16 protein-coding genes and 1 tRNA gene are annotated in these 24287 nt (G+C 33.9%); 8 read left to right on the forward strand and 9 right to left on the reverse strand.

The window, feature by feature from the left end; genetic code table 11:
- Positions 1-7 precede the first annotated feature (7 nt).
- Positions 8-715, forward strand: coding sequence for a uroporphyrinogen-III synthase (locus AB3210_RS05385; protein WP_052264854.1), 708 nt, complete (start codon positions 8-10; stop codon positions 713-715).
- Positions 715-1497: an exodeoxyribonuclease III gene (locus AB3210_RS05390; protein ID WP_052264855.1), complete on the forward strand. Its 783-nt coding sequence runs from the start codon at positions 715-717 to the stop codon at positions 1495-1497. Before AB3210_RS05385 ends, AB3210_RS05390 begins: the two co-directional genes overlap by 1 nt.
- A gap of 37 nt (positions 1498-1534) precedes the next feature.
- Here the strand turns inward: AB3210_RS05390 and AB3210_RS05395 are convergent, their stop codons facing one another.
- The 6 genes from AB3210_RS05395 to AB3210_RS05420 form a co-directional block, all read right to left on the reverse strand.
- Positions 1535-2485, reverse strand: a complete 951-nt coding sequence (locus AB3210_RS05395; RefSeq protein WP_007302496.1) for a hypothetical protein — start codon at positions 2483-2485, stop codon at positions 1535-1537.
- Positions 2486-3336: 851 nt separating this feature from the next.
- Positions 3337-5865: a DNA polymerase I gene (gene polA, locus AB3210_RS05400; RefSeq protein WP_096097184.1), complete on the reverse strand. Its 2529-nt coding sequence runs from the start codon at positions 5863-5865 to the stop codon at positions 3337-3339.
- Between the two features lie 111 nt (positions 5866-5976).
- Complete coding sequence (gene gatA, locus AB3210_RS05405; protein WP_052264705.1) at positions 5977-7443, reverse strand: Asp-tRNA(Asn)/Glu-tRNA(Gln) amidotransferase subunit GatA; 1467 nt, start codon at positions 7441-7443, stop codon at positions 5977-5979.
- A gap of 185 nt (positions 7444-7628) precedes the next feature.
- Positions 7629-10001 (reverse strand): DNA topoisomerase (ATP-hydrolyzing) subunit B, encoded by a 2373-nt coding sequence (gene gyrB / locus AB3210_RS05410; RefSeq protein ID WP_052264704.1) that lies wholly within the window; start codon positions 9999-10001, stop codon positions 7629-7631.
- A 221-nt stretch (positions 10002-10222) separates the two neighbouring features.
- On the reverse strand, positions 10223-11455 hold the full coding sequence (locus tag AB3210_RS05415; protein WP_019236892.1) for a hypothetical protein: 1233 nt from the start codon (positions 11453-11455) through the stop codon (positions 10223-10225).
- Positions 11456-11525: 70 nt separating this feature from the next.
- Entirely contained in the window at positions 11526-12392 is an 867-nt protein-coding gene (locus tag AB3210_RS05420; protein WP_019236893.1) for an ankyrin repeat domain-containing protein, read from the reverse strand.
- 232 nt (positions 12393-12624) lie between these two features.
- Here AB3210_RS05420 and AB3210_RS05425 point away from each other — a divergent pair, with 232 nt between their 5' ends.
- Genes AB3210_RS05425 through plsY form a run of 5 tightly spaced genes read left to right on the forward strand, consistent with a single transcriptional unit; the run spans position 12625 to position 17489 of the window.
- On the forward strand, positions 12625-13308 hold the full coding sequence (locus AB3210_RS05425) for a phosphatidylserine decarboxylase (protein WP_017532443.1): 684 nt from the start codon (positions 12625-12627) through the stop codon (positions 13306-13308).
- Positions 13305-14075, forward strand: a complete 771-nt coding sequence (locus AB3210_RS05430; RefSeq protein ID WP_019236894.1) for a CDP-alcohol phosphatidyltransferase family protein — start codon at positions 13305-13307, stop codon at positions 14073-14075. The genes AB3210_RS05425 and AB3210_RS05430 overlap by 4 nt, the downstream gene beginning before the upstream one ends.
- Positions 14076-14097: 22 nt before the next feature.
- A complete protein-coding gene (locus tag AB3210_RS05435) occupies positions 14098-15432 on the forward strand; it encodes an alanine/glycine:cation symporter family protein (RefSeq protein ID WP_052264703.1) in 1335 nt (444 codons plus the stop codon).
- A 2-nt stretch (positions 15433-15434) separates the two neighbouring features.
- A complete protein-coding gene (locus AB3210_RS05440) occupies positions 15435-16901 on the forward strand; it encodes an alanine/glycine:cation symporter family protein (protein WP_052264702.1) in 1467 nt (488 codons plus the stop codon).
- A gap of 12 nt (positions 16902-16913) precedes the next feature.
- Complete coding sequence (gene plsY, locus AB3210_RS05445) at positions 16914-17489, forward strand: glycerol-3-phosphate 1-O-acyltransferase PlsY (RefSeq protein ID WP_367363634.1); 576 nt, start codon at positions 16914-16916, stop codon at positions 17487-17489.
- Here plsY and AB3210_RS05450 read toward each other — a convergent pair.
- From AB3210_RS05450 to AB3210_RS05460, 3 genes are all read right to left on the reverse strand, one after another.
- Positions 17484-19298 (reverse strand): hypothetical protein, encoded by a 1815-nt coding sequence (locus AB3210_RS05450; protein ID WP_052264700.1) that lies wholly within the window; start codon positions 19296-19298, stop codon positions 17484-17486. The genes plsY and AB3210_RS05450 overlap by 6 nt on opposite strands.
- A 55-nt stretch (positions 19299-19353) precedes the next feature.
- On the reverse strand, positions 19354-20250 hold the full coding sequence (locus tag AB3210_RS05455) for a cation diffusion facilitator family transporter (protein ID WP_007302486.1): 897 nt from the start codon (positions 20248-20250) through the stop codon (positions 19354-19356).
- Between the two features lie 28 nt (positions 20251-20278).
- A tRNA-Val gene (locus AB3210_RS05460) sits at positions 20279-20351 on the reverse strand.
- A 529-nt stretch (positions 20352-20880) separates the two neighbouring features.
- On the opposite strand from AB3210_RS05460, the gene AB3210_RS05465 reads away from it, so the two are divergent.
- Entirely contained in the window at positions 20881-24273 is a 3393-nt protein-coding gene (locus AB3210_RS05465) for a peptidase M2 (protein WP_264336138.1), read from the forward strand.
- The last annotated feature ends 14 nt before the right edge of the window (positions 24274-24287 follow it).

A 24287-nucleotide genomic window follows, 5' to 3' on the forward strand; every position in this document is an offset into this window, starting at 1 on the left:
AACCAGAATGAAGTCTATTTTATTGACAAGGCCTTTATTAGATTCGTTGAGCACAAGAAGCACGCTAAAAAAATATGGATACAAAGTTTTTATAGAGCCAGTATTCACAATAAAGTACTTAAATCCTGATATATCCGCGCACGAATTTGATGTTGTGATATCTACAAGTAAAAACAGTGTAAAGGCTTTCAGTCAAATATGTAAAGAGTATGGCTTTCCAATTATTACGGTTGGTAATTCAACCATGCAGGCTGCAAAAAATTTGGGATTTTCCGATATAATCTCAGCAGACAGCAACGTTGATGGTCTGATATCATTCATAAAATCTCATTATTCAAATGCAATAAAGTTCTTATATATAAGGGGACAAGAAGTATCATGTGACCTAAAAAAAAGATTATCTGAAGAAGGTTTTAACGTAAGAGAAGTTGTACTCTATAAAACAATTACTAAAAGGAGTCTAACTAATAGGTGTAAAAATTTACTATTGGACGGTAAAATTGATAGCGTTGCTTTTTTTTCCTCACAAACTGCAAGGGTATTTTGTTCATTAGTTCTAAAAAGTGGGCTATCTCCTGTGATGAATAATACAATTGCATATACCATGAGTAAAAACATTGCTGATAGTTTAAAGTTAATCAAGTGGAAAAAAATTATAACATCGAGGTTGCCCACAGGGGAGAGTTTAATTGATATAATTAATAAGGATTGTTGATGCTAAAGATTGCAACTTGGAATGTAAACTCCATACGTAAAAGAATTAACCAACTTTGTAGTTTTATAGTTGATAGTCAGATAGATATAGTTTTGCTGCAAGAGATAAAATGTACAGAAGAGCAATTTCCTTATGCAGAGATAGAAAAGTTAGGATATGAATATGCTGTCTATGGACAGGTTGCAAGAAATGGTGTTTGTGTTTTATCTAAATATCCAATACTGGAAAAATTAAAAATTGATGTTGTAGAGAGTCATCAAGAAGCACGTTATATAGAGTGTGTGATAAAACACACCAATAATAAGATAAGGGTAGGAAGTGTATACGTTCCAAACGGTCAAAGCCCAGACTCTCATACTTTTGAGTATAAACTCAAGTTTTTTGATAACCTATATGAAAGGATGGGCACTTTGTTGAAAAATGAAGAGTTAACTATTATAGCTGGCGATTATAATGTTGCACTGGATGAAATTGATGTTTTTGATTCAAATTTATTAAATGGCCAAGTGTGCTTTCATATAAAAGAGCGTGAGAAATTAAGAGCGATCTTGAATCTTGGTTTTAAAGATGCATTTAGAATATCTCACCTCAACTTACAACAATTCACTTGGTGGAATTATAAAGGCAATTCACTCAGAAACAATCAAGGAATGCGAATAGATTATATGCTATTATCGCCACAAGCTGCAGATAAATTGGAAATATGTTACATAGATGATAGGTTGCGTAAACTAGAAAACCCATCTGATCATACTCCCGTTGTATGTGTTATAAAACAATAAAAGACCTATTACACAATTCACCTTTGGCAAATAGGTCTTACTTGACTGCTGTCTTTTCTGTGCTTTTGGCTGGCTGATCTATAGTAATTTTTCCATCAAGCATAGTAAGCTGCTCACCCCCTTTATTTCCCACCTGAGGAGCTTGTTCCGGAGTAGGTTGTTTTTTACTCCCGTCAGCAATTGTTTCAAGAGAGCTTTCAATTGGGGTTTTTAAAATATCATCAATACCCTTGCGAATTTTTTCATTCAATTTTGCTCTCTTTTCTGTATCATCTTTATCTGGTGAGCTAGGGTCATATAAAGTACCTGGCCTATTATTTGAAAAAAGAACTTCAATTCCTCCCTTTACAGCAAATATTGTACCAATAACAGCAGCAACTATCGCAAGTGTAGTAGGACCAAAAATTAATATTGAAGCAATGGAAAAAAGAATAGGAAGAAAAACCTTACGTAAGCACTTTGTTACCATCTCTTGATCACTAAGTAGTGGTTCATCCTCTTCTTTTTTATCTCCACCTAAAAATGGTATTTTTTCTTTCACTCCATCCATAAAGGAGCCAGAAATATTTTTCGGGTCTATTTTTATTCCCAATGGGAACCCAACAAGTTTTATTAGTAAATCTTTAGCTTCTGTACCACGTACATCATCTAAGCATTCCTCTACTACTTGCTTTACTTTACTATCTTCCTCTCCAGCCAATTTTTTCTCTCTAACTTCTTTAAATATAGAAAGTAAAAACTGACAAAAATTCTCTTCACTGAGTGGTCTTATTTTTTCCGGATTGACATTAGTTAGTAGTATCTTCTTATAAGCTAATATAAAATAATCAGTTATTCCTTTGCTCTCCTTTAATTTGGCTTTAACTTCTAATACTTTTACAAAGTAATCGTAAATTTCCTTATGTTCCTTCTTGAAGAGCATCTCATTTTGCCCGGTCACCTGAGTAGATGACTCTAAAGGCTTATTTTTTGCTTTTGGAACTGTCATAACGATCTATTTGTACTAACCTATGCTATAATTATAGCATATTTTTCGCATTAATTCAAATTTCTTAGAACCTGTCTTGAAAGGGAAAAAAGAAAAGAATAAAGCAAGAAATAGAAAAGTAACAAATGATAAGGGAATGTAAAAAATTGCTTCCATATATTTTAAATCTGATTATAATTACAGTTAGAGATATTTTAAGAGCTCAAAATCTATCTTTGTCTGCAGACTTTTCAGTCAAATTTTTAATCAAAAAGCGTAGCGTATCTTCTTTAGTGCATGTAAATATGCTTAATCTCTGTTGTATGTGCGCTGCACTTTTTTCTAATCTTTTTTTTACACAGGGGGATTTTATGTCCAGAATTCCAGATATTTGACCCTTACTTTAGCTAAAAACCAATAGGCGCCTATTGTTTAACGCTAATTAAAATAAAAATTTTTCTAATATATAGAAAAATCACTGTTTACTGAAAACGGTGCAAGAAAGCTGCTAATGTCACAGAATTTTAGGTAAACGTTGTTTGCTTAACGTGCTCTCCTTACTTCAAGAACTCTTTAATATGACTACTATTATACTTGCGAAATTAACCACTCAAGGCATCCGTTCAGGGGTGTGGCAAAATAAGGTAAAAGTGAATTTACAACAATAAGGCAGTGCCCAGACACTGGAATCCAGCCTTTTGTAGTCTCATTGAAAGCGTTGCTTTTAATATCTATGATTAGGTTGCTTGTGAGCACCAGTGTCAAGCACTGGGATGACATTACTTTTGCTTCAATATTTACACATTAGCCATGCATCTGAACAGATACTACTTAAGTCCTTTCAAGACAGGTTCTTAGGGTCTACGGTATAATTAAGAAAAGCCCCAGTTGTCGCTAATTTTTATTTCTACTTCAAGTGGTATAGAAATTTCTACTGCATTTTCCATTATATCTTTCATAAGTTTTGCTGTTTCTTGCACTCTGCTCTCTTCCACTTCTACAAGTAATTCATCATGAACCTGGAGGATTATTTTACCTGACTTTAACTGATCAAAAAGCCGAATCATCGCGCGTTTTATTATATCAGCGGCAGTTCCCTGCAGTGGTGCATTTATTGCTGCCCTTTCTGCAAATTGTCTTAGATAAGGAATTTTATTGTTGATGTCTCTTACAAAACATCTTCTACCAAACAAAGTCTCTACATAACCATGATTTCTCGCGATAGATACTGCTTTTTCCATATAGACCTTTATTTCTGGGTAACAAGAAAAATAGTAATTAATGTATTCAGCAGCCTCTTGAAAGGTAATGCCAAGTCGCTTTGCAAGGCCAAATGGACTAATGCCATATATAATGCCAAAATTAATGGTTTTTGCTTTGCGTCTTAATTGCTCATCTATTTCTTGCACTCCAAAAACTTGTCTTGCAGTGATATCATGAATATCTTGCCTGTTTGCAAAAGCTTCTTTAAATGCGGTAACATTTGCAACGTGTGCCAGGAGTTTTAATTCTATTTGTGAATAGTCGGCAGAAATTATCTTGCAACCTTTTGGTGCAATAAATGCTTGTCTGATGAAATTTCCTTCTTCGCTCCTGATAGGAATATTCTGCAAGTTAGGGTTGCTCGAGCTCAGCCTTCCAGTTGCAGTCACAGTTGTTGAGAAACTTGTGTGTATTCTACCATCAATAGGATCAACTTGCTTTATTAGCGCATCAGTGTAGGTACCCTTTAATTTACTTAAATGTCGCCAATTTAAAATTTTACTTGCAATTTCTACCCCTTCTTCTTCAAGAGCCTCTAGAACTTCATAATTAGTGCTATACGACCCAGATTTTGACTTTTTCTTTTTACTTAGCTCCATTTTATTAAACAAAACATCACTTAATTGTTTTGGCGATGCAATGTTGAATTTTTCTCCTGCTAAATTATGTATATCGTTTTCAAGTACAGCAATTAGCTGCTCAAACTTATCAGACAATTCCTGTAGTTTTTGAATATTGAGCAGTATTCCATTTTGCTCCATATCAAATATTACTTTCATGAGAGGTCTATCAAAGCGCTCGTAAATCGTAAAAAGTTTTTCCTGAAATAATCTTTGTGTCAGTTTCTCATGGATCGCTATTAAAATTTTTGCCGAGAAAGTTTCTACATTTTTACTTAAATTGTGTGCAATTATGTTTGGAATGCTGTGATCATGCTTACCTGTGTCAAGGCTGTATGAAATGATCATCAGGTCATCAATTGAGTCTAGCACTCTCTCTATTGTAGGAAATATTTCTCTGATCTTTCTAATATCATGTACTATTTTAAGCACCCCATTTGAAAATAAAGTTGAATTTATTATAGTAAGTGCATCTTGTAGGCAGCTTTGATCTATGTAGAAAATATTATCCTCACTACAAGATAAGGAGATTTTGTTCAATCTATTGTTTTCAAAGTGGCAATGAATTGCAATTTTACCTTCATATCTGCAATGCTCCAAAAATTTTTCTAATTCTTCACTACTATATTCTATTTTCTCTTTTGTGCTAGATCCACTATAAGAAAAGAGCTTTTCTACTTTTCCTATCAATGAATTAAATTCATATTTCTTCAAAAAGGATAACAATTTTTCCATATTTGGAGGATGGACTTCATATTTTACAATATCATGTTGAAGATCTACTTTTTTGCATAGTGACAAAAGTTCTCTTGAAATTAGTGCTTTTTCCTTATGCTCAGTAAGAATATTACGAACTCTTGTTTGCTCAATGTTATTGATGTTTTCTATAATGTTATCCAACGAATCAAATTTATCCAGCAATTTAGCTGCAGTTTTTGGGCCTATTCCTGGAACACCTGGAATGTTATCAGATGCATCTCCAGTTAGAGAAAATAAATCAAGAAGCTTATTTGAATTTACACCAAATTTTTCTATCACTTGTTTTTCATCTACGTATATATTTTTGATAGGATCAAATATTAGAATGTTGTAATTCAAAAGTTGAAATAAGTCTTTATCTGATGAGACTACTACTACTTTAAAGTCTTCGTGGTTGGCATATTTTGCAGCTAGTGTTGCAATTATGTCATCTGCTTCATAGCCTTCAATCTCTTCATAGCTGAAGTTAAAAGCTTCTACCGCTTCTCTCAGTATTGTAAATTGTGGAATTAGATCCTCAGGAGGTGTTACTCTGTTTGCTTTATACTCAGAATATAAACTGTGCCTGAAATTTTTTTTGCCAGAATCAAGTGCTATAGTTAAGTAGTCCGAATGGGAAATATACTTCAGAACCATATTAAGAAAACCGTACACAGCACCTACTGGAATACCAGCTGTGGTAGTCAAATGATGCAAAACGTAATAAGCTCTGAAAAGAAAACCATAACCATCAATGATTGTGAAAGTTTTTTCTTTCATTGTAGATATTTATGTGTGCCTTTGATGGTCTGTTATTTAGCTGTAAAAATCAAGCTCTTGTTTCCTATAGCCAAAATAATCATAATGCTATAGTTACTATAAGAAAACATATTACGTAAGGGAATTAACTATTCTGCCACAATTTTGCTCTATCACACTTGCCATATTTAATATTCCAGCTTCATCGTAATAATTTCCAATTACTTGTAAAGCAAGTGGTAAGCCTTCATTGGAAAGTCCAACAGGAACAGAAATAGCAGGTAACCCTGCTAAGCTTGCCGGCACGGTAAACACATCATTGATGCACATAATTAGCGGGTCTGGCTTTTCATTTAAGCCAAAAGCCTCTGTTGGAGCAGATGGCACAAGTATGTAATCTATTTTTTCAAACGCTTTTATAAAATCATTTCTGATTAATGCCCTAATGCACTGTGCTTTTTCATAATACTCATTGTAATGACCTGAAGAAAGAGCATAAGAACCAATTAAAATTCTCCTTTTCACTTCTTTACCAAAACCTTCTGCTCTTGTTAGCGAATACATTTCTTCAAGGGTATCAGCATCAACCCTGAATCCGTAACGTACACCATCATAGCGAGCAAGGTTAGATGAAGTTTCAGCAGAACAAATTAGATAGTAAACCGGTATCGCATATTTAGTATGAGGCAGAGTAATGTCAACAACTTCAGCACCATTTTCTTTTAAATTGGAAGAAACTTTTTCCCAATGATGAACGATTTCTTCTGAAATTCCATCCATCTTATACTCTTTTGGTATACCAATGCGCTTACCCTTAATATCACCATTTATAAAACTGGAAAATTTAGGCACTGTCCTTTTGCTCGATGTTGAATCTTTTTCATCATAGCCACAAATTATTTCAAGCATTAATGCTGAATCAGAAACGGAACGAGTAATTACTCCTGCTTGATCGAGAGAACTTGCAAACGCAATCATACCAAAACGCGAACACCTTCCATAAGTTGGCTTTATTCCAACAACTCCACAATAAGCTGCTGGTTGGCGTACAGAACCACCAGTATCACTTCCTAGTGCTCCAGCACATAAAAACCCAGCAACTGATGCTGCAGATCCACCAGATGATCCACCAGGAACAACTTTTTCTCCGTCACTTTTTCTAATCCATACATTTTTAACAGGACCAAAATAGCTGTTTGTGTTCGCAGAACCCATAGCAAACTCATCCATGTTAAGTTTACCAAGCATGGCTGCTCCATTTTTTAAAAGCAAGTTAGATACCGTAGATTCATAAGTAGGGATGAAATTTTCCAGCATTTTTGAGCATGCTGTTGTTTTTATTCCTTTTGTACAGAATAAATCTTTAACACCAACTGGTATGCCCATAAGTGGTGAAATATTATCTTTTTGTTTCAAGAAGTATTCATCTGCTATTTTAGCAGCTTTTATCGCGATTTCTGGGGTTTTTGTTACAAATGCATTTAGTTGCTCATTTTCAACTGCATTAACATGCGTCTCTACAAGCTCAACAGCAGAAAAATCCCCCCGCCTTAGTCCATCATGCATCTCTGTAATAGTGAGCCTTCTCAATTCATTCATTAATATTCAATTTAGCAAGGTGTTAATTATAACAACAATAGGGCAGAAAATCTATATATTTATGATCGAAAACGGAAATACAACCGAGATCAATTCAGATTTCTGAAATGGATTGGTTAGTAGTACGTTTTAAATAGCCGGTTTGGCACACAATGCTAAGCCATAAGGGTTTAGCGTTTCTAAAATCAAATATCAACATCATGCACGTTAAGTGCATTGTTATTTATAAAGTCACGACGTGGTTCAACTATATCACCCATTAACACCGAAAATATACTATCTGCTTCTTCACAATCTTTTATTTCAACTTTTAACAGAGTTCTAGTTTCTGGATTGAGTGTAGTTTCCCAAAGCTGATCAGCATTCATTTCACCAAGGCCTTTAAATCTCTGCAGAGTTAAACCTTTTTTACCATAATCCATCACTATTTTTGCGAGTGCACTTGGAGACTTTATTTTTATTTCAGTTTCTTGCGACTGTAAAAATGAATCACCATTAAATAAGTCAATTATGTTATCAAGAGAACTCAATATATTCCGTATTTCTTTACTTTCAAGCATACTAAGCGAGAATACATATTTGTCTGCTAACCCTTGAAACAATTTAGCAATGTGAATTTCCTCATCTTTTACTTCTACTTCCCAATTATATTCACTATACATCAATTTTAAATATTTTAATATCTCATCAGCAGACAATAGAGCATTCTTTTTGCTTAAAATTAGCAATGATTCTAAGAGATCTTTTGGTATTTCCCTATCATAATTTTTGCTAATGTTTGAAATACTGAGGCACTTATTCAAAACGAAACGCAAATCTTTGCCTACACCATTTAATGTTAATCTTTTAATCGCTGAATTTACTATATACTCTTCAAAAGTTTCATCATCTTTGATATAAGTATCTTTAGCATTTTTTGTAACTTTATAGAGCGGTGGCTGCGCTATGTATAAATACCCTTTCTCAATTACTTCACGCATATGTCTAAAAAAGAAAGTTAGAATCAAAGTTCTTATATGCGAGCCATCAACGTCTGCGTCTGTCATAATGATAATTTTATGATACCTAGTTTTTTCAATATCGAAGTGCTCACTCCCTATTCCAGCCCCAATTGCCGTGATCAGAGAGCCAATTTCTGCAGATGAAAAAATACGATCCAGCCCTGCACGTTCTACGTTTAGAATTTTCCCTCTTAAAGCAAGTACCGCCTGTGTTTTACGATTACGTCCCTGCTTTGCAGTACCACCTGCGGAATTACCCTCTACTATAAACAATTCCGATAACTCAGGAACTTTTTCCTGACAATCGGCAAGCTTTCCCGGTAGAGTTGCAATATTAATATTGTTTTTATTTTTAACTAACTCTCGTGCTTTTCTTGCGGCTTCTCTTCCTTTTGCTGACCTAATCGCTCTTTCTACTATACTTGCTGCTAACTTGGGGTCAGTTTCAAGTATTGTACTCAACTTGTCAAAAACTATGCTCTCTACAACTGCCCGCGCTTCAGAACTGACCAATTTATCTTTTGTCTGTGAAGAAAATTTAGGATCAGGCATCTTGAGAGATAAAACACAAGTTAAGCCTTCTCTAACATCTTCTCCAGTCAAATTCACTTTTGCCTTCTTCAAAAAACCTTCATTGTTTGCATAGTTATTGATACATCTGGTTAGTGCAGATCTAAACCCTGCCAAATGCGTACCACCATCCCGTTGTCTTATATTATTTGTGAAGCATAGCATATTCTCATAGTAGGAATCATTCCACTCCATTGATATTTCTACACTGGTACCTAGATCTTTTACATTATCTCTAATGCTGGCAATTTTAGTAACATGTGTCTTATTCTTGTCTAAGTACCGTACAAAATTAGCTGTACCAAAATTATCTTCAGACTCTTTACTATCGTTAAAATGAGACTCTACATGTGGTTTATTACGGAGATCACGCAAAATTATCTCAATATTTGAGTTTAAAAATGCCAATTCTCTGATGCGACTCTCAAGAGTGGAGTAACTAAAATCAATACTACTAAAAGTCCCCGTTGATGGCATAAACGTTACTCTAGTTCCTCTTTTATTTGTGTTTTCATTAATTATCTTTAAAGATTCAATAGACTCACCATCTTCAAAGCGCATAAAATGTTCTTTTTTATTGCGCCAGATGGTTAATTCCAGCCAACTTGATAATGCATTCACAACTGAAATTCCAACACCATGTAATCCTCCGGAAACCTTATAGGTATTGCTGTCAAATTTACCTCCTGCATGCAATTGGGTCATTATTACTTCTGCTGCCGATATTCCTTCCTCTGGATGAATGTCTGTTGGAATGCCACGACCGTTGTCGGTTACAGAAACTGAACCATCTTCATTTATGCTAACTTCAATCTTACTACAATAACCAGCTAAAGACTCATCTATCGCATTATCAACAACCTCATACACCATATGGTGCAAGCCTGATCCATCATCAGTGTCACCAATATACATACCTGGACGCTTTCTTACAGCATCAAGACCTCTTAGGATTTTTATTGCGTCGGCGTTGTAGTTACTTTCCATGGAATTGCTTTATTTATAAATATTAATTAATATTACATTTGTATGTGCTGATTAGCAACATCTTTAAGTTGAGAGAAGGATCCTTGACATGTAGATAAAACATAACATATCACCTACACGAAGTGGTTTTACATGTTATTTCAATACATAAACTTAAGTTCAAATAATCATACAAAACTCTGCTTCATATTTTAAAATAAATGGCGACAATCAAATACAATTTACCTTCTCCTTTCAATTGGACTTTCTAGCTCAACACAGGATAAGTTGCTCATACACTCTTCTAATATTTCATTCTTTTTATCATTGTTTAATCTATTGCTGAACTCTTGACACCTTCTCTCAAGAGCTGAATGCGTAGTCATAATATACCTTACTGTTTCAGATGATAACTCTGGTAACTCGCTACGGATCCTTTCTTGTTCTGTTCCAGAGAAATTGGTGAAATTGGCTCTGGCCATTTCAGGGAATTTTTGTGTGATCGTTTCTTTTATCATTTCTCTAGCCTCTTCTCCATCGAGTGTAATAACCACTGATGGATGTAAGCCAGATAAAGACTCAAATAATTTATTGTATGTTCCACCTGCACAACTTTGACCTTGATTACCATAAGTTGTTGCAGCGTCTACAAGACCTTTTACAAACATATCCTTTCTATTTTTTATGCCTGCATCACTCAAAGGAATTCTTTGATTCTCTGTTCCTGTATTTCTATCATTGCAGGCTTTCCAACATAAAATAGCTGCTTGCTTTAATGTTAACTTACTATGATTGTCTTTAAAATTATCTCCTGTTCTATTGATAAATCTTAAGCATTCAAGTGCATGAGATTTATCGCCTTCTGTAAATTCATTTGATTGTTTGATGTACTCTTCAATGTCGGTTGTGTTGCCTCTATTTAGCTGTACATAGAATTCATCTTTGCTTAAATTCTCTTTATACTTTTCTATGAGTCTATCAACACTCAAGTTTATACTAGCAACTGCACTTGGGTCATGAGTAGTTTGTGCCATAAAAGGAATGGCTGCTAAATCTTGAAAGAAAATAGGCCTTTCTTCCTCTGGAATTTGTTGTATTAAATCGTTAAACTGCTGTATTTCTTCAATGAGTGATTTGTTTAGCAAACATAAGCACAATATAGGCAGTACCAAAAGCACACAGGAATTAATAATGTGTATAATTAAAAAAATGCTTAATGTTATTCTAATAACATTTTTTGGCCACGCTGATAATCTTTTTTCATTTTCCCTTGGTTTGAAAAAATAATTTACTAATGATAAATACAAAGAGAGCTGTACAAGAAGAAAAAATGAAGGAATCATACTTACTAATAAAACTATATTAATGAATCTTTTAATTTTATTAGTGTTGTTGTAAGCATTTTGCACTCTTTCTATTAAAGCCTGTGCTCTATTTCTATTTTGCTGTTGATTATTATTTTGACCTGCAAACATACCCTATTCTAACATTAACATATCATACTATAGAAAGAATGTAAATAAAGCAAGGAATTTAGAGCTGCTTTTATTTTTGTTTGATTGGGGATACCACTTCTATACTTTCCGCTCCATCTAAGGTACTATTTGGTTTTTCTACAGTAATCTTGGGAGTTACTTTATTCTCGATATCTGCTCCATATGAGCTAAGTACTTCAATGGCCTTTTCATTCCCACTATTAAGCGCAATATCCAAAGCATCCATTCCAGCTTTATTTTTGTGATTGATAAAATTCTTCAACCGATCTCTACCAAAGCTTTCTATATATTGTTTAATGATGAGTTCCACTACTTTTCCAGGACAATTATTAGCAGCAGGAAAAAGTATTGTGTTGTTATTATTATCTTTTTTCGTTATGTCTGCTTTGAGTTTATTTATCAAATACTCGATAACTTCTACTCTGCTATCATCCTTTGCTTCAGTGCATTGCCTAATAGCTAAAAATAAAGCTGTACGCCCATTATTATCAATATCTTCAATATTCTGTCCCTTGTCAACTAAGGCTTGTATTACACTTTTATTTCCATATAAAGTAGCAAGGTGAAAAGGTGTATGTCCTTCAGTGCTTTCTCTTTCATCAATTGACGCACCATTGCTAGCTAGCAATTCTATAAACTCTGGCGTGTTTGCAAAAATTGCAAGGTGCATTGGTGTTAAGTCATCTTTGCCATGATTTCCAGTTTTTGCGTTAACGTTTGCTCCGTTATTTATCAGCAATTTCGCTATTTCAAACTGCTTATACCCGATAGCAATATGTAGTGGTGTACGATTACGTTCATAATTATCATTGACATTTGCACCAAACTTTATTAGCAGCTCTGTAGCTTCAATATCACCCATCCGAATTGCAGAGTATAAGGAAGGAGATTCATCTTTTTCTATTTCCCCTGTCATACGAAATTAAGAACACAACAATTCATATATTATTAAGAATTATTATTAAGTTTTTATTAAAATAATATTAACAATAGCTAAGAAATTAAATTTTCATTAAAAATTAATCTCTATCAATGGTTATATAAGCAAATGTTTATATAACCATTCCAAAAGTGAAGAAGTGAAAAAAAGCTTTTCATGAGAAATTATAAATGATAAATTGTTAATAATGAATTATCGAGAATAAATTATGTGCTTTGGTTTACCTAACATAAACAGAGAAGGTTATTTATTTATAGTTGTTTCCTTTATCGTAACATGTATAGCATTCTCTATATCTTGGGGAGCTGGAATTACTTGCTTATTTCCAACGTTATTATGTACCTATTTTTTTCGTGATCCAGCAAGAGCTGTACCAAACAATAAGGACTTTATATTAAGTCCTGCTGATGGTGTAATTTCAAAGATAGAAGAAGTTAGTTACTCTTTATCAGAAGAGAATGAAGAAGAAAAGAAGTTTACGCTTGTTAGCATATTTCTAAGCGTTTTGAATGTCCATGTGAATCGTATACCAATATCTGGTACGATAAAGGAAATGAGCTACAAGAAAGGCAAGTTTGTTTCTGCAATGAGTAATAGGTCCAGTAATGAAAATGAAAAGCAGATTATTGTGATTGAATATGAAAAGGGAAAAGAAATCATTGTGGAACAAATAGCTGGATTTATTGCACGCCGCATTGTTTGTAATTTGAGGACATCTCAGAGCGTAAAAGCAGGTGAAAGATTTGGAATTATAAGATTTGGTAGCAGAGTAAATATTTATATCCCTGCTGGAATAGAGGTAAGAGTCTCAGAAGGCCAAACTGTTATTGGTGGTGAGACAGTTATAGCAGATTTAAATAAACAAGAGAAGCTTACCTTTGACATTGTATGAATAACGATGAAAGTAACGGTAAATCCTTACCTATTACCAAGTTATTTCCGAATTTTATAACTTTACTGGGTTTATGTGCTGGCCTTACTTCACTTAAATTCACATTTAATGAACAATGGGAATTTTCAGCAATTTTTATTATCATTGCAGCAATAATAGATGGAATGGATGGCAGAATAGCCAGAATTTTAAAATCAACTAGCGATTTTGGAGCACAACTCGATTCTTTTGCAGATTTTCTAAATTTTGGTTCAGCACCTGCTTTTCTTTTATATTTTTGGAAGTTAAATGAAATTAAAGTTGTAGGATGGATTTTAGTAATGATATATGTAATCTGCATATCAATAAGACTTGCCAGATTCAATGTTTCGTTACATTCAGAACAATTATACTGGAAAAAATTTTTCTTTTCCGGCGTTCCAGCTCCTGTATGCGCTTTACTTGCTCTGTTACCAATAATTATTACCTTTCAATCTCATGAGAGTGAATACTTACTTCTTATAGAGCAATTTTTTAACGTAAAGAATACAGCTTGTTACTTTTTGGCCATTTCATTTTTTTCGATAAGTCATATTCCAACTTTCTCTGCAAAGTACATTTATGTTCCTAGAAGCCTATCCTATATATTTGTGTCGTTTTTTGGAATATTGATCATACTGTTTATAAGCAAGCCCTGGATAACACTACCAATTTTAGGCGCATTGTATATACTTACTATTCCAATAAGCACTGGACTTTATATATACTACACATATAAAACTCATTAGCTATATAAAAGTAGTGAGCAGCATGATTGTAAAAGCAACTGATCTATTAAACTCTTTTTTATATATACAGATATTCAACATACCATTTATAATTATTTGGGTAATTGCAACTGGGGTTTTTTGTACGATTCGATTCAAATTCATTAACTTTAGGTTGTTCAAATATGGGATACAAACACTATTCAACCTAGAGAGCCATAATAATAACGGCATAATCACCCACATTCAGGCATTTGCAACGGTAATTTCAGGAACAGTTGGTCTTGGAACAATATCAGGAGTTGCAATAGCTATTACAATAGGGGGGCCAAGTGCAGTTTTTTGGATGATAATTACCGGAGTACTTGGCATGTCAATAAAATTTGCTGAAGTAGTGCTTGCATTTACTCATCGCTCTGAAAACACAACTGGTGGGGCTTTTTATTATATGGAACATGGACTTGCAAAGATTGGATTTATGAAGACTGGCAAATTCCTTGCATTTATCTACGCAGTTATGCTGCTTGTTGCAATGATTCTAGGCGGCATACCATTTCAGGCAAATCAAATTGCAGCGTTGTCAAGTAACTTATTTGAATACAACACATCTGTTATTATCTCGCTATTTGTATTAATTGTAATACTGGGAGGAATAAAGCGAATTGCTTTAGTTGCAACAGGTTTAGGGCCGATCATGATAATGTTATATATAGGCATGTGTATATATTTAATCTGTGTAAACGGAAATAATCTACTGAATGCTCTATCTATAATATTTCAAGATATCTTTAACAAATCAGCTATAGGAGGTGGAGTATTGAGTGGATTAATAGCAGGGGTAAGAAGGTCAGTGTTTGCTAATGAAGCAGGTACTGGAACAGCAGCTATAGCACATTCGATTGTAAAAGAGAAAGACCCAGTTAAAGTTGGAAGTGTTGCAATGATTGCACCATTTGTAGACACAATATTAGTCTCATTTTTGACTGGTATTGTGATAATTATCACCGATATGCATATCACTAATACCGTAGGTGATATTACGTTAGTTAGCTCAGCATTTTCAACAGCCTTGCCTTTATTGAGCAAGCTAGCTCTTCCGCTGATAATGTTTTCCTTTGCATTTTCCACAATAATAGCTTACTATTACTACTGTGAAGTTGCCCTGTTGTACTTATTTGGTAACAAAAAAGTACTGATATTGTTCCAAATTCTTATAGTGGGTTCAGTGTATATCAGTTGTATGTCAAAAAATATAGAATTTATATCTTATTTAGGCGATAGCCTGTTTATGTGCCTTATGATTCCAAATGCTGTTGCAATATATCTACTGAGAAGGGAAGTCTTAAATACAATAGATTCTTATTACAAAAGGTATTAAACATGATTTATAGATTGCTTTGCATGATGTTATTTTGCCTATCGTTTAACGATGTATACGCTGCTTCAGTTTTTCATAAAAGTTATGACACTGCATTAAATGGAGTAAGCAACTTCATGAATGAAGTGTTGTTTTTCAAGATCTTTCACGTACCATTTATAATTCTTTTATTGGCCTTTGGTTATATATTTCTAACACTACGTTTTAGATTTCTCAACATAAGGATGTTTAAGCATGCGTTCGCTATTTTATGTGGAAAATATGACACAGATCATCATGATGGTCACATTACGCATTTTCAGGCATTTGTAACCGCGCTATCAAGCACAGTAGGTCTTGGAACTGTTGCTGGTGTTGCAATTGCAATTTCAATGGGAGGGCCAGGAGCGGTACCTTGGATGATGATCACAGGCTTTTTTGGTATGTCTGCAAAATTCGCTGAAGTGACTTTAGCATTCAGGCACAGAACAGAAGGTCAAGAGCAGTTATTCAGTGGTCCCTTTCAATATATAAGAAATGGACTAGAGGAATTTGGATTTAAGAAGCTTGGTATTGTGATAGCTGCAATATATGCAGTGTTTTTTGTATTGTCAGGTCTTGGTGGAAGTGTAGCATTTCAGACTAATCAAATGGTTTCAATATTATCTGGCTATTCAAGCTGGATAGATAGTCATCCTTGGGTTCTTTCCTTCATAATTTCTACATTACTTGCTCTAGTGATTATCGGTGGAATCAGGAGAATAGCTAGAGTATCTTCTGCACTAGTGCCTATTATGTCACTCATATATATTTTGAGTTGTTTCACGATTATTGCATTCAATATTCACAATTTTAGCAATACATTAAAAATATTGTTTTCCAGTATGATAGACTTCAATGCTGTTGGTGGTGGAGTAGTAGGAGCATTTGTCGCTGGGATTCAAAGGGCAATTTTTGCCAGTGAAGCAGGTGTTGGTTCTGCTGCAATTACTCACGCTGTAGCTAAAGATGAGGAGCCGGTTAGGACTGGTCTAGTTGCTATGATAGAACCATGCTTCGATACAATGTTAATTTGTTGTTTGACAGGAATAACAATAGTAATAACAGGCGCATACCAGACTGGCATTGGCGAGGGAATATTGATCACCCAAAAAGCATTTGAAACAGTTTCTTCTTGGTTTCCTATACTTTTAACCATCGCTGCGCCTTTGTTTGCGTTTTCCTCAGTAATTTCATTTGTATATTGTTGTGAAATGGGATGGCTGTATTTGTTTGGTGTAAAAAGTGTAGTAATATATCGTATAGCGGTGGTGGTAGTTGCATTTTTGTCAGGTTTGTCTAAAGATATAATGGCTATTGCTAATATTGGTGGGGCTTTATTCTCTTGTTTAGCACTCATCAATATGACAGCACTTATACTGTTTAGCAATCAGATTAATGATGAAGTTCAATGCTATCTAAAAAGACTGAGGAATAACAAGATCAACTAGATTTTTAGTATAATGGAGAAATATATAATTCTTATATTATCTTACGTAATCGGTTCAATACCGTTTAGCTTAATTATTGCAAAAATAAATGGTATAAATTTAAGAGAAGTAGGTTCAGGAAACATTGGTGCTACAAATGTTGCAAGAACAGGAAATAAGAGACTTGCTGTCCTCGCATTATTTTTAGACTCTTTGAAAGGATTTGTCGCGGTTTATACAGCACAACAATTTTGTGATAATAACGATTTTTATATATATGTATCTGCAATTTTAGCAGTTCTAGGGCATATGTTTCCTATTTGGCTAAGGTTCAATGGAGGAAAGGGAGTTGCAACAACTTTGGGAGTTTTGATAGCACTTAACATTTCTATAGCATTAGCATTTGTATTTGTCTGGCTAATAGTATTTTTTATCTTTCGGTACTCCTCTCTTGCTTCCTTGACTGCTACTGCAGCAGCTGTTATAGCATCTTTCTTTTTTCAAAAGGAGTTATTCCTTATACTACTCACTGTAGCGATATTAATTTTCTTGAAGCATTACAAAAATATTGCAAATCTTCTGCAAGGCAGAGAACGTAAGTTTTTATGAGCTATGTCTCATTCCTTCTACTACATTACTAGCGGATACTCCATGTGAGAGACGACTTGAGACTACTTCTTCTACTTCTTTTATTATTTCTTCCATGTTTTTTCCACTTTTTTTACATGCATCATCAAGTGCTAATTTTAGCTTACGTATATCATACTCTTCTAGCATCTTATTCATTTCTTCTTTCGTTATCTCTAATTTTTTTAGTAAGATGTTCTCCATTATTTCTCTTTTATCACCTTTATATTGTCCATTTAGTCTGTTATATGCAATGCAACACTTCCTTTCTCGTGGCAAGGCTGACAGATTTTGCAATGTAGCATCTATTTGAGCTTCTATAGGGTTAACTTTCCTAGCCTTTTCAGCAGTTTCTGACCTAAATTTCTCTACTTCTTCTTTTATTATTTCGTCAGCTATTCCCTTAGCTTCATTCAAAAATGAATCCTTAAGAGAAAAATCTATCCTAAGTAAATTTTGGTTTAAAAGCTTCAAAAAGACTTTTTCTTTGATATTTTCGAGTTGGTCATCTAAAGCATGCTCCTGCAGTCTATCTCTCATGTGCTGACCCAACACAAAGTGCTCTAATTTATTTAACTTTACAGAGCTGATATTTTTCATTAATGTCAGCACAATTTGTTCACTATACTGAGAAGTAAAACTTAGCAACCTTCTCATTAAAGGAACGCTTACTTCTGCAATAAAATCATCAACTATTTTTTGACTTTTATCATCTTCATAATTATTTTGGGCGTTATACCAAGCCCTAAGAATTTCTTTACTGTTCTTCTTATTTTTTAGCCTGTCTAACATAAACTTACGTGCTTCATTTTCTGCTTCTGTAAGGAGCATTTGTCTAGGTGGTGTAAATTTAATCTCTGGATCGGAATGAATACCCTCTAATGTACTTAACATTCTGTAGATAACACCAGTAAAACATGTGTTAGGAATTCGTTCTTTTCTAGAGAAAGTTTGGCTATCTAGTAAATTTGCAATCAACGCGTCTTTTTTATTTTTTACAGCTTCTCTATCTCCATCATTGCAGGCTCTAAGAACTAACAGAAGAATTTGTCCACCAGTGAAGCCAGAGCTATGTTTCTCATTACCTTTGCAAAAATCTTGCAAAAACATTACTAATTTTCCCTTATTCTCATTACTAAATGGTTGGCCATCAAGCATATGTAAGTGATTTATATATTCAATAAATTCTTTAAATCCCTCATTATTAATAGTGTCTTCAGATACTTGTTCAGTATATTTATCTTTTAATTTGTCAATATTTTTAATGATATCATTATTTAATTGATGGGGTAGTAAATGTTCAAGCTTAATATCAAAGCTATTGACTAGCCCACGTGAGTTTTCTTTTATGCCTTCTAAAAAGAAACTAATAGCAGCTTTGAGTAACGTAAATGGATTAAAATCCTTTGGCCTTAATTCACTTTGTAATAGAATTAAAACCATTGCAAGTGGTATTGTTGCAAGTAACGAAACAAGCAGGAAAGTAGTTGTAAAAGTTATATATGTTATAGAGGCAAAAAATAAAAGGAAAGATGCTATTTTAATTTTATTTTTCTCAAAAAATATTTCCCCATATTCCTTTTTACTTATTTTTTCCTGCTTTGCAGCTTTTATGTCTTTATAAACGTAAAAAGTTTTTATTTCAGATCTAAAAAACAATGTGGCAAAAGATAAAAAGACATTGGCAGGATTAACTAAAATGCTTAAAGAAACAAAAGCTGCGAAGTAACTTGCTGTCTTTAATCTGTAAGAATCCTTTCCAGGAAATTGTATTTGGGAAATACCTATCATAGCCTACTCTCTATAATATTATGATATTGTAGTAATAACAAATAGCCTATAGATGTCAATGCTTAAGTATTTTACTGTCTACGCACTCATCGTATTCAATTTCAACTGTAGAGTGCGCAATTTCGAACCTATTTAATAGTATTTTTTTTATCTCATACAAAATATTAGTGTGTTGTCCATTTTGCTTTATCTTGGCATGCATAGTAAGTATAAAATAATTATCAGATAGTGACCATGCATGTATATGATGCACATCTATCACTTCAGGTAACTTAGATACAATCTCACTTTTTATCTCCTCAGCAGATACACTCTCAGGTGTACCTTCAAGGAGTATATGGCAAGAATTCTTGAGAATTTTATAGCCACTGTTTAAGATTATTACACTGACAAATACTGACAAAATAGGGTCCACTATTTGCCATCCGGTAAACATGATAATTATGGATGCAAGTATAGCAGCTACAGAACCTAAAATATCTCCGATAACATGCAATACAGCACTTTTTATGTTTATATTACTTTCGCATTTACTATGTAATATAAAAAAGACTATAATGTTAGAGATCAGGCCAAGTGTGGCAATTATTAGCATTACTTTCCATTCAACATTGACCGGACAAATGAATCTCTTTATTGATTCAATTATAATGACCGCTGCAATGAAAAATAGAGTTAAACCATTAACAAATGCTGCAATTATCTGCAATCTGTGATACCCATATGACCTCTGTAAATCAGATTTCTTAGCTGAAAATTTGTGTGCTATCCAGCTTAAAACCAAGGCAAAAAGATCAGTGAGCATATGTCCTGCATCTGATAGTAGAGCAAGCGAATGTGAAATTACTCCACCTGCTATCTCCATAAGCATTGTTATTGCGACTATTATTATGGAATAAATTAAGCGCTTGGACTCTGCTATTGAGTGTTTGCCATTGTGCACTGCTGTCATATAAAATCTTTTTATGAGCAAAAAAACGTGGGTAACACTGGGCTCGAACCAGCGACCCCTTGCACGTCAAGCAAGTGCTCTACCAACTGAGCTAATTACCCATCGTAGCTTTAGTATAGTGCTTCAGTGAAATGAAAGTCAATTTGCTTTTAGACTTCTTGTTGAATGAAATTCCTTGACAAACCTTCCCACTTTCCTTATCATACCAATAAGAGTATTTATCCTTGTTTTTGATCCGCGCGGGTTCAACAACAAAAATTCAGTAAAAAACTCAGATATTTATTGGCAAATTACATAAAAATTATAGCGGCTGCATGTCTTTTTTATTTTTTCTACATTCAGCCAAATCGCGCTTGTTAGGACATTATTACAACGCCAATTTACATTATAAAACTCGCTACTAAAGGATTTTTTTACCTTTTTTTCTACTCAGTAAATTTCTTAATTATAATTCCGCTACTTATTAACAGCCATGGAATTTTAGCTATATTCTCGATTTTTCATATTGAGTTAACTATCTATACTTTTTTATTAAGATATAAATTATATCAATATGAGAATTTACACTTTCTTAGCGGAAGTAGCTTTATGCTTGATATTGTAAAGACTAATAAATTAGAGGTTAGAATTATGACAATTAATCAACAAGTAAATAAAAATATAACTAAAGAAGAATATTTTAACGATAAGCATGTTATAGAAGTTAAAGATTTAAATATTAAAGTAGAGGTTTATTCTCACGATTTAAGAGCAAGTAAAGTTGCTAAAATTGAAAGTGAAATAAGAGAAACAGCTACTAATTTTAAAGATGCATTTAAGTTGGAGCCTGGTAGCTCAGAACAAACGTTCAAAATTTATGTGTTTGATGATAAGGCTGATTACACTCATCTTGGCGGAAGCGAACGTTTTGGTTCTTACCTTGGAGATGAGGGTGGTAAATGTTACTACAAAGGAGAAGCTGATGTTTTTGCTGAGATGTATGTCTATCAGCAAGGTGGCGTTCATAACCTTCAGCATGAATTTGCACATGGTTTAACTTACTTGGCTACAGGAGGAAAATCTCTACCTACAGTATTAATGGAGGGAATTGCAGATTACTTTGAACATCATTCAGATCACAAGTTCAATGCTCAAGGGTCAAGCATTGATAAAACTGAAGCCGCAAATTTGGATCTAGGTGGAATTTTAAATTTACAATACTCAGCCAATGGTGAAGAAAACAGTTTAGTGTATAAAACTGGTCATGCGTTGATAATGTACTTACAGGAAAAAGATCCTAGTTTATTAAGAGACTACCTAGATGCTTTACGTCAAGGTAACTCAGATGAATCAAAAAGTTTCTTGAAAGACATAAAAGGACATGATGCTGACTTCAAAAGTTGGCTTGCTGAGAATGATACAGAAACTGCAATGGAACATCTCAACGCTTTGCAAGTTACAAAAGGAGATTTTATAGCAACTGGTCAAGAAATAGTGGGTGGAGAAATTAAAAACATATCCTACTATAAAGCAAATATAGAAAAGATAGATGGAGAAAACGTTGGAAGTTTTTCTCCTGTAGAACATGTTGCATTTTATGATGTTGCTCGTGCTATTAATAGGGCAACAAATGATAACCTCGATATATCAAAGGAATATCATTTTTTAAAGGTAGTAAAAACTCCTGATGGACAGGATAAACTAACTTACTCTGACCAACAAGGTAATGAATATCAAAACAGTCAAGAGTATAAAATGCAAGCTTTTAGGGTGCTATCAAAGTATGATGAGAATTTGAAGAAAACTTACGACGATGCATTAAAAGGTCTGGATCAGGAGAGGCAAGAGGAATATTCTAAAATAGATAGAGAACTTGGTGAAGGGAAGATTTCTTATGAAGAATATTTAGGCAAATATCATTCAATTCCCTCCAAATATGAGGAATTAAAAGGTTCCTTGCTCGATGAGATGATAAGCACTGGTTCAAAACAGTTAAAGTCAACTCAGAACATTGACGTAGAAAAGATGTTAGAAGAGATGGTTAATATCGATCCAAACCTAATCAGAGGTGCTCATATTAATCTACAAGAAGGTAAAGTTTTCTCTATCAAAGCTCTTGGTCACGGAGATATGGGTGCACTATCTATATATGATGGGAATACAAAGCTTGGAGAGTTGTCGAGCGAATCGGGCTTTTTTAAGCAAGTTGAAGGTCAAACTAAAGAAACTTTTGTTTTTGAGGACATATTGCACAACTTGAATACTCAATATGACGGTGGTGCTTATATGGCTATTACAAAAGAAAATGGTCATTATAAAGCTTCTCTGATAGATGGCAGAACAGTTGAACGTGATGAATACTTTGATGAAGCACATTTACATGAAAATGAATTGTTGCATCCTAGCACTGGACACATTCAAAAAGATTTAGATTCTCTGCTTCTTAGAGGGACCAAAATTCTAAATCATCAGGATTCAAAGCATGCTCAATATTCTGATGAGCAAAGAGAAAGCGGTGTAATCGTAGAAAAAGGAACATTATTGGATGATAAAGGGACTGATAGAACAGACGACGATGTATACGAAGCGGTTGTAAAGCAAGGAGGCGAAAATCTACATGCATTCAAAAATATGGGCTTCTATATCACTGAAGAGATGAAAAATGAAAGAGGTGAAGTTGTAAATGGGAGTAACTTATTCATTCATGATCACGGAAAAAATGTACGCTATCAGTTACCTGAAGAAGTTACTCATCTAAAGTTAGTGCAAAAGGATGAAGGATACAAATTAGTGCCAGCTGATGAACGTGGTAATGAATATAGGTATGATGCTCAAGGTAATACTATACCAGAAGAATACAAATATATCAACCCAGTATTTGCACATGAATATGAAAAGAGAGATTATTCTCATAAACATATAAATGTGGGCCTTATAAACTTAGAAAAATATGCCCCTGGTAAACTTTTTACCATTAAACATGATCCAAATGATTATCAGATACAAAGAAACTCGAGTGGTGAAATAGTGAGAATCAACAATCAAAGATATTTCACTAAAGTAAAACTATTTGATGGTGATACTGATGAAGAAATAGGAATGTTATCTAATAATTTCCATAACTTCAAAGGAAAAATATTCTTTTCTGCTGATTATAACTACAGCTATAATGATTTCCTCGCATCTGTTTCTCCTCAAGTTGAAATTGAGAATATGGGAAATGGAAGCAAAAAAATAACTTTCGATCAAGGCAGTGGCGATATCGGCGATACTAACAGAGGCTACACGGACTATCAGAGAATATTCACAAAAGAGAAACAAACCGAAAGTCCAAAAGGGCAAGTAAGTGAAACTAAGACAGAAGTTCATAGTACTACTAATGTTGTTGCTGAAGAGAGAACTGTATCAAACGACAATAGTGAAATACAGTCTGATCAATCACAAATTCCAACAAGGGCAAAAAGGTCAGCTTCAGTGGAGGAGAAAGAGCAGGTAGTGTTGAAAGACACAATCTTGAAAATAGAAAAGAGCTATGATAGAGATGTAGAAGGAAAGCATAAGGCAAATGTAATCATAGATTATAATGATGTGAAAGCCTTGTATAATAGAGCAGAAGGAGCAGATAAGCAATCTGTGTTAGATTTTTGGAACAAACTGCATACATCGGATTATAAGATTGGTGCTTTGCCGGAAGACAAGTATTACTTTAAAGATGGCAAATTTCTAATTCACGATAGTGACACGAAAAAGCTTATAGTGTTACCTGAAGATAAGGTATCCATCAAAATAATGAAGGATGGTGATAGTTATAGTTTGGCTATATCAAATGGTAATGGCAAAGTAATAAGCAGCATTAGTAAAATAGATAATCCAAATTACGAATTGCTATCAGATTCAAGTCACTTCAGCTTAGAAACACAAGATAACTTTGAGTTATTAGATCAACATCATGAATATAATCTCTATCTAGAGAATGGTTTTGTGAAAATGTTCGACTGCGCAAGCGATCACGTTTATCACGATCATAACTCGGCCTACATTTAATACATACAAGGAGG

Origin of the sequence: Wolbachia endosymbiont (group B) of Scrobipalpa ocellatella (assembly GCF_964188425.1) — a bacterium.
Classification (GTDB): Bacteria; Pseudomonadota; Alphaproteobacteria; order Rickettsiales; family Anaplasmataceae; genus Wolbachia.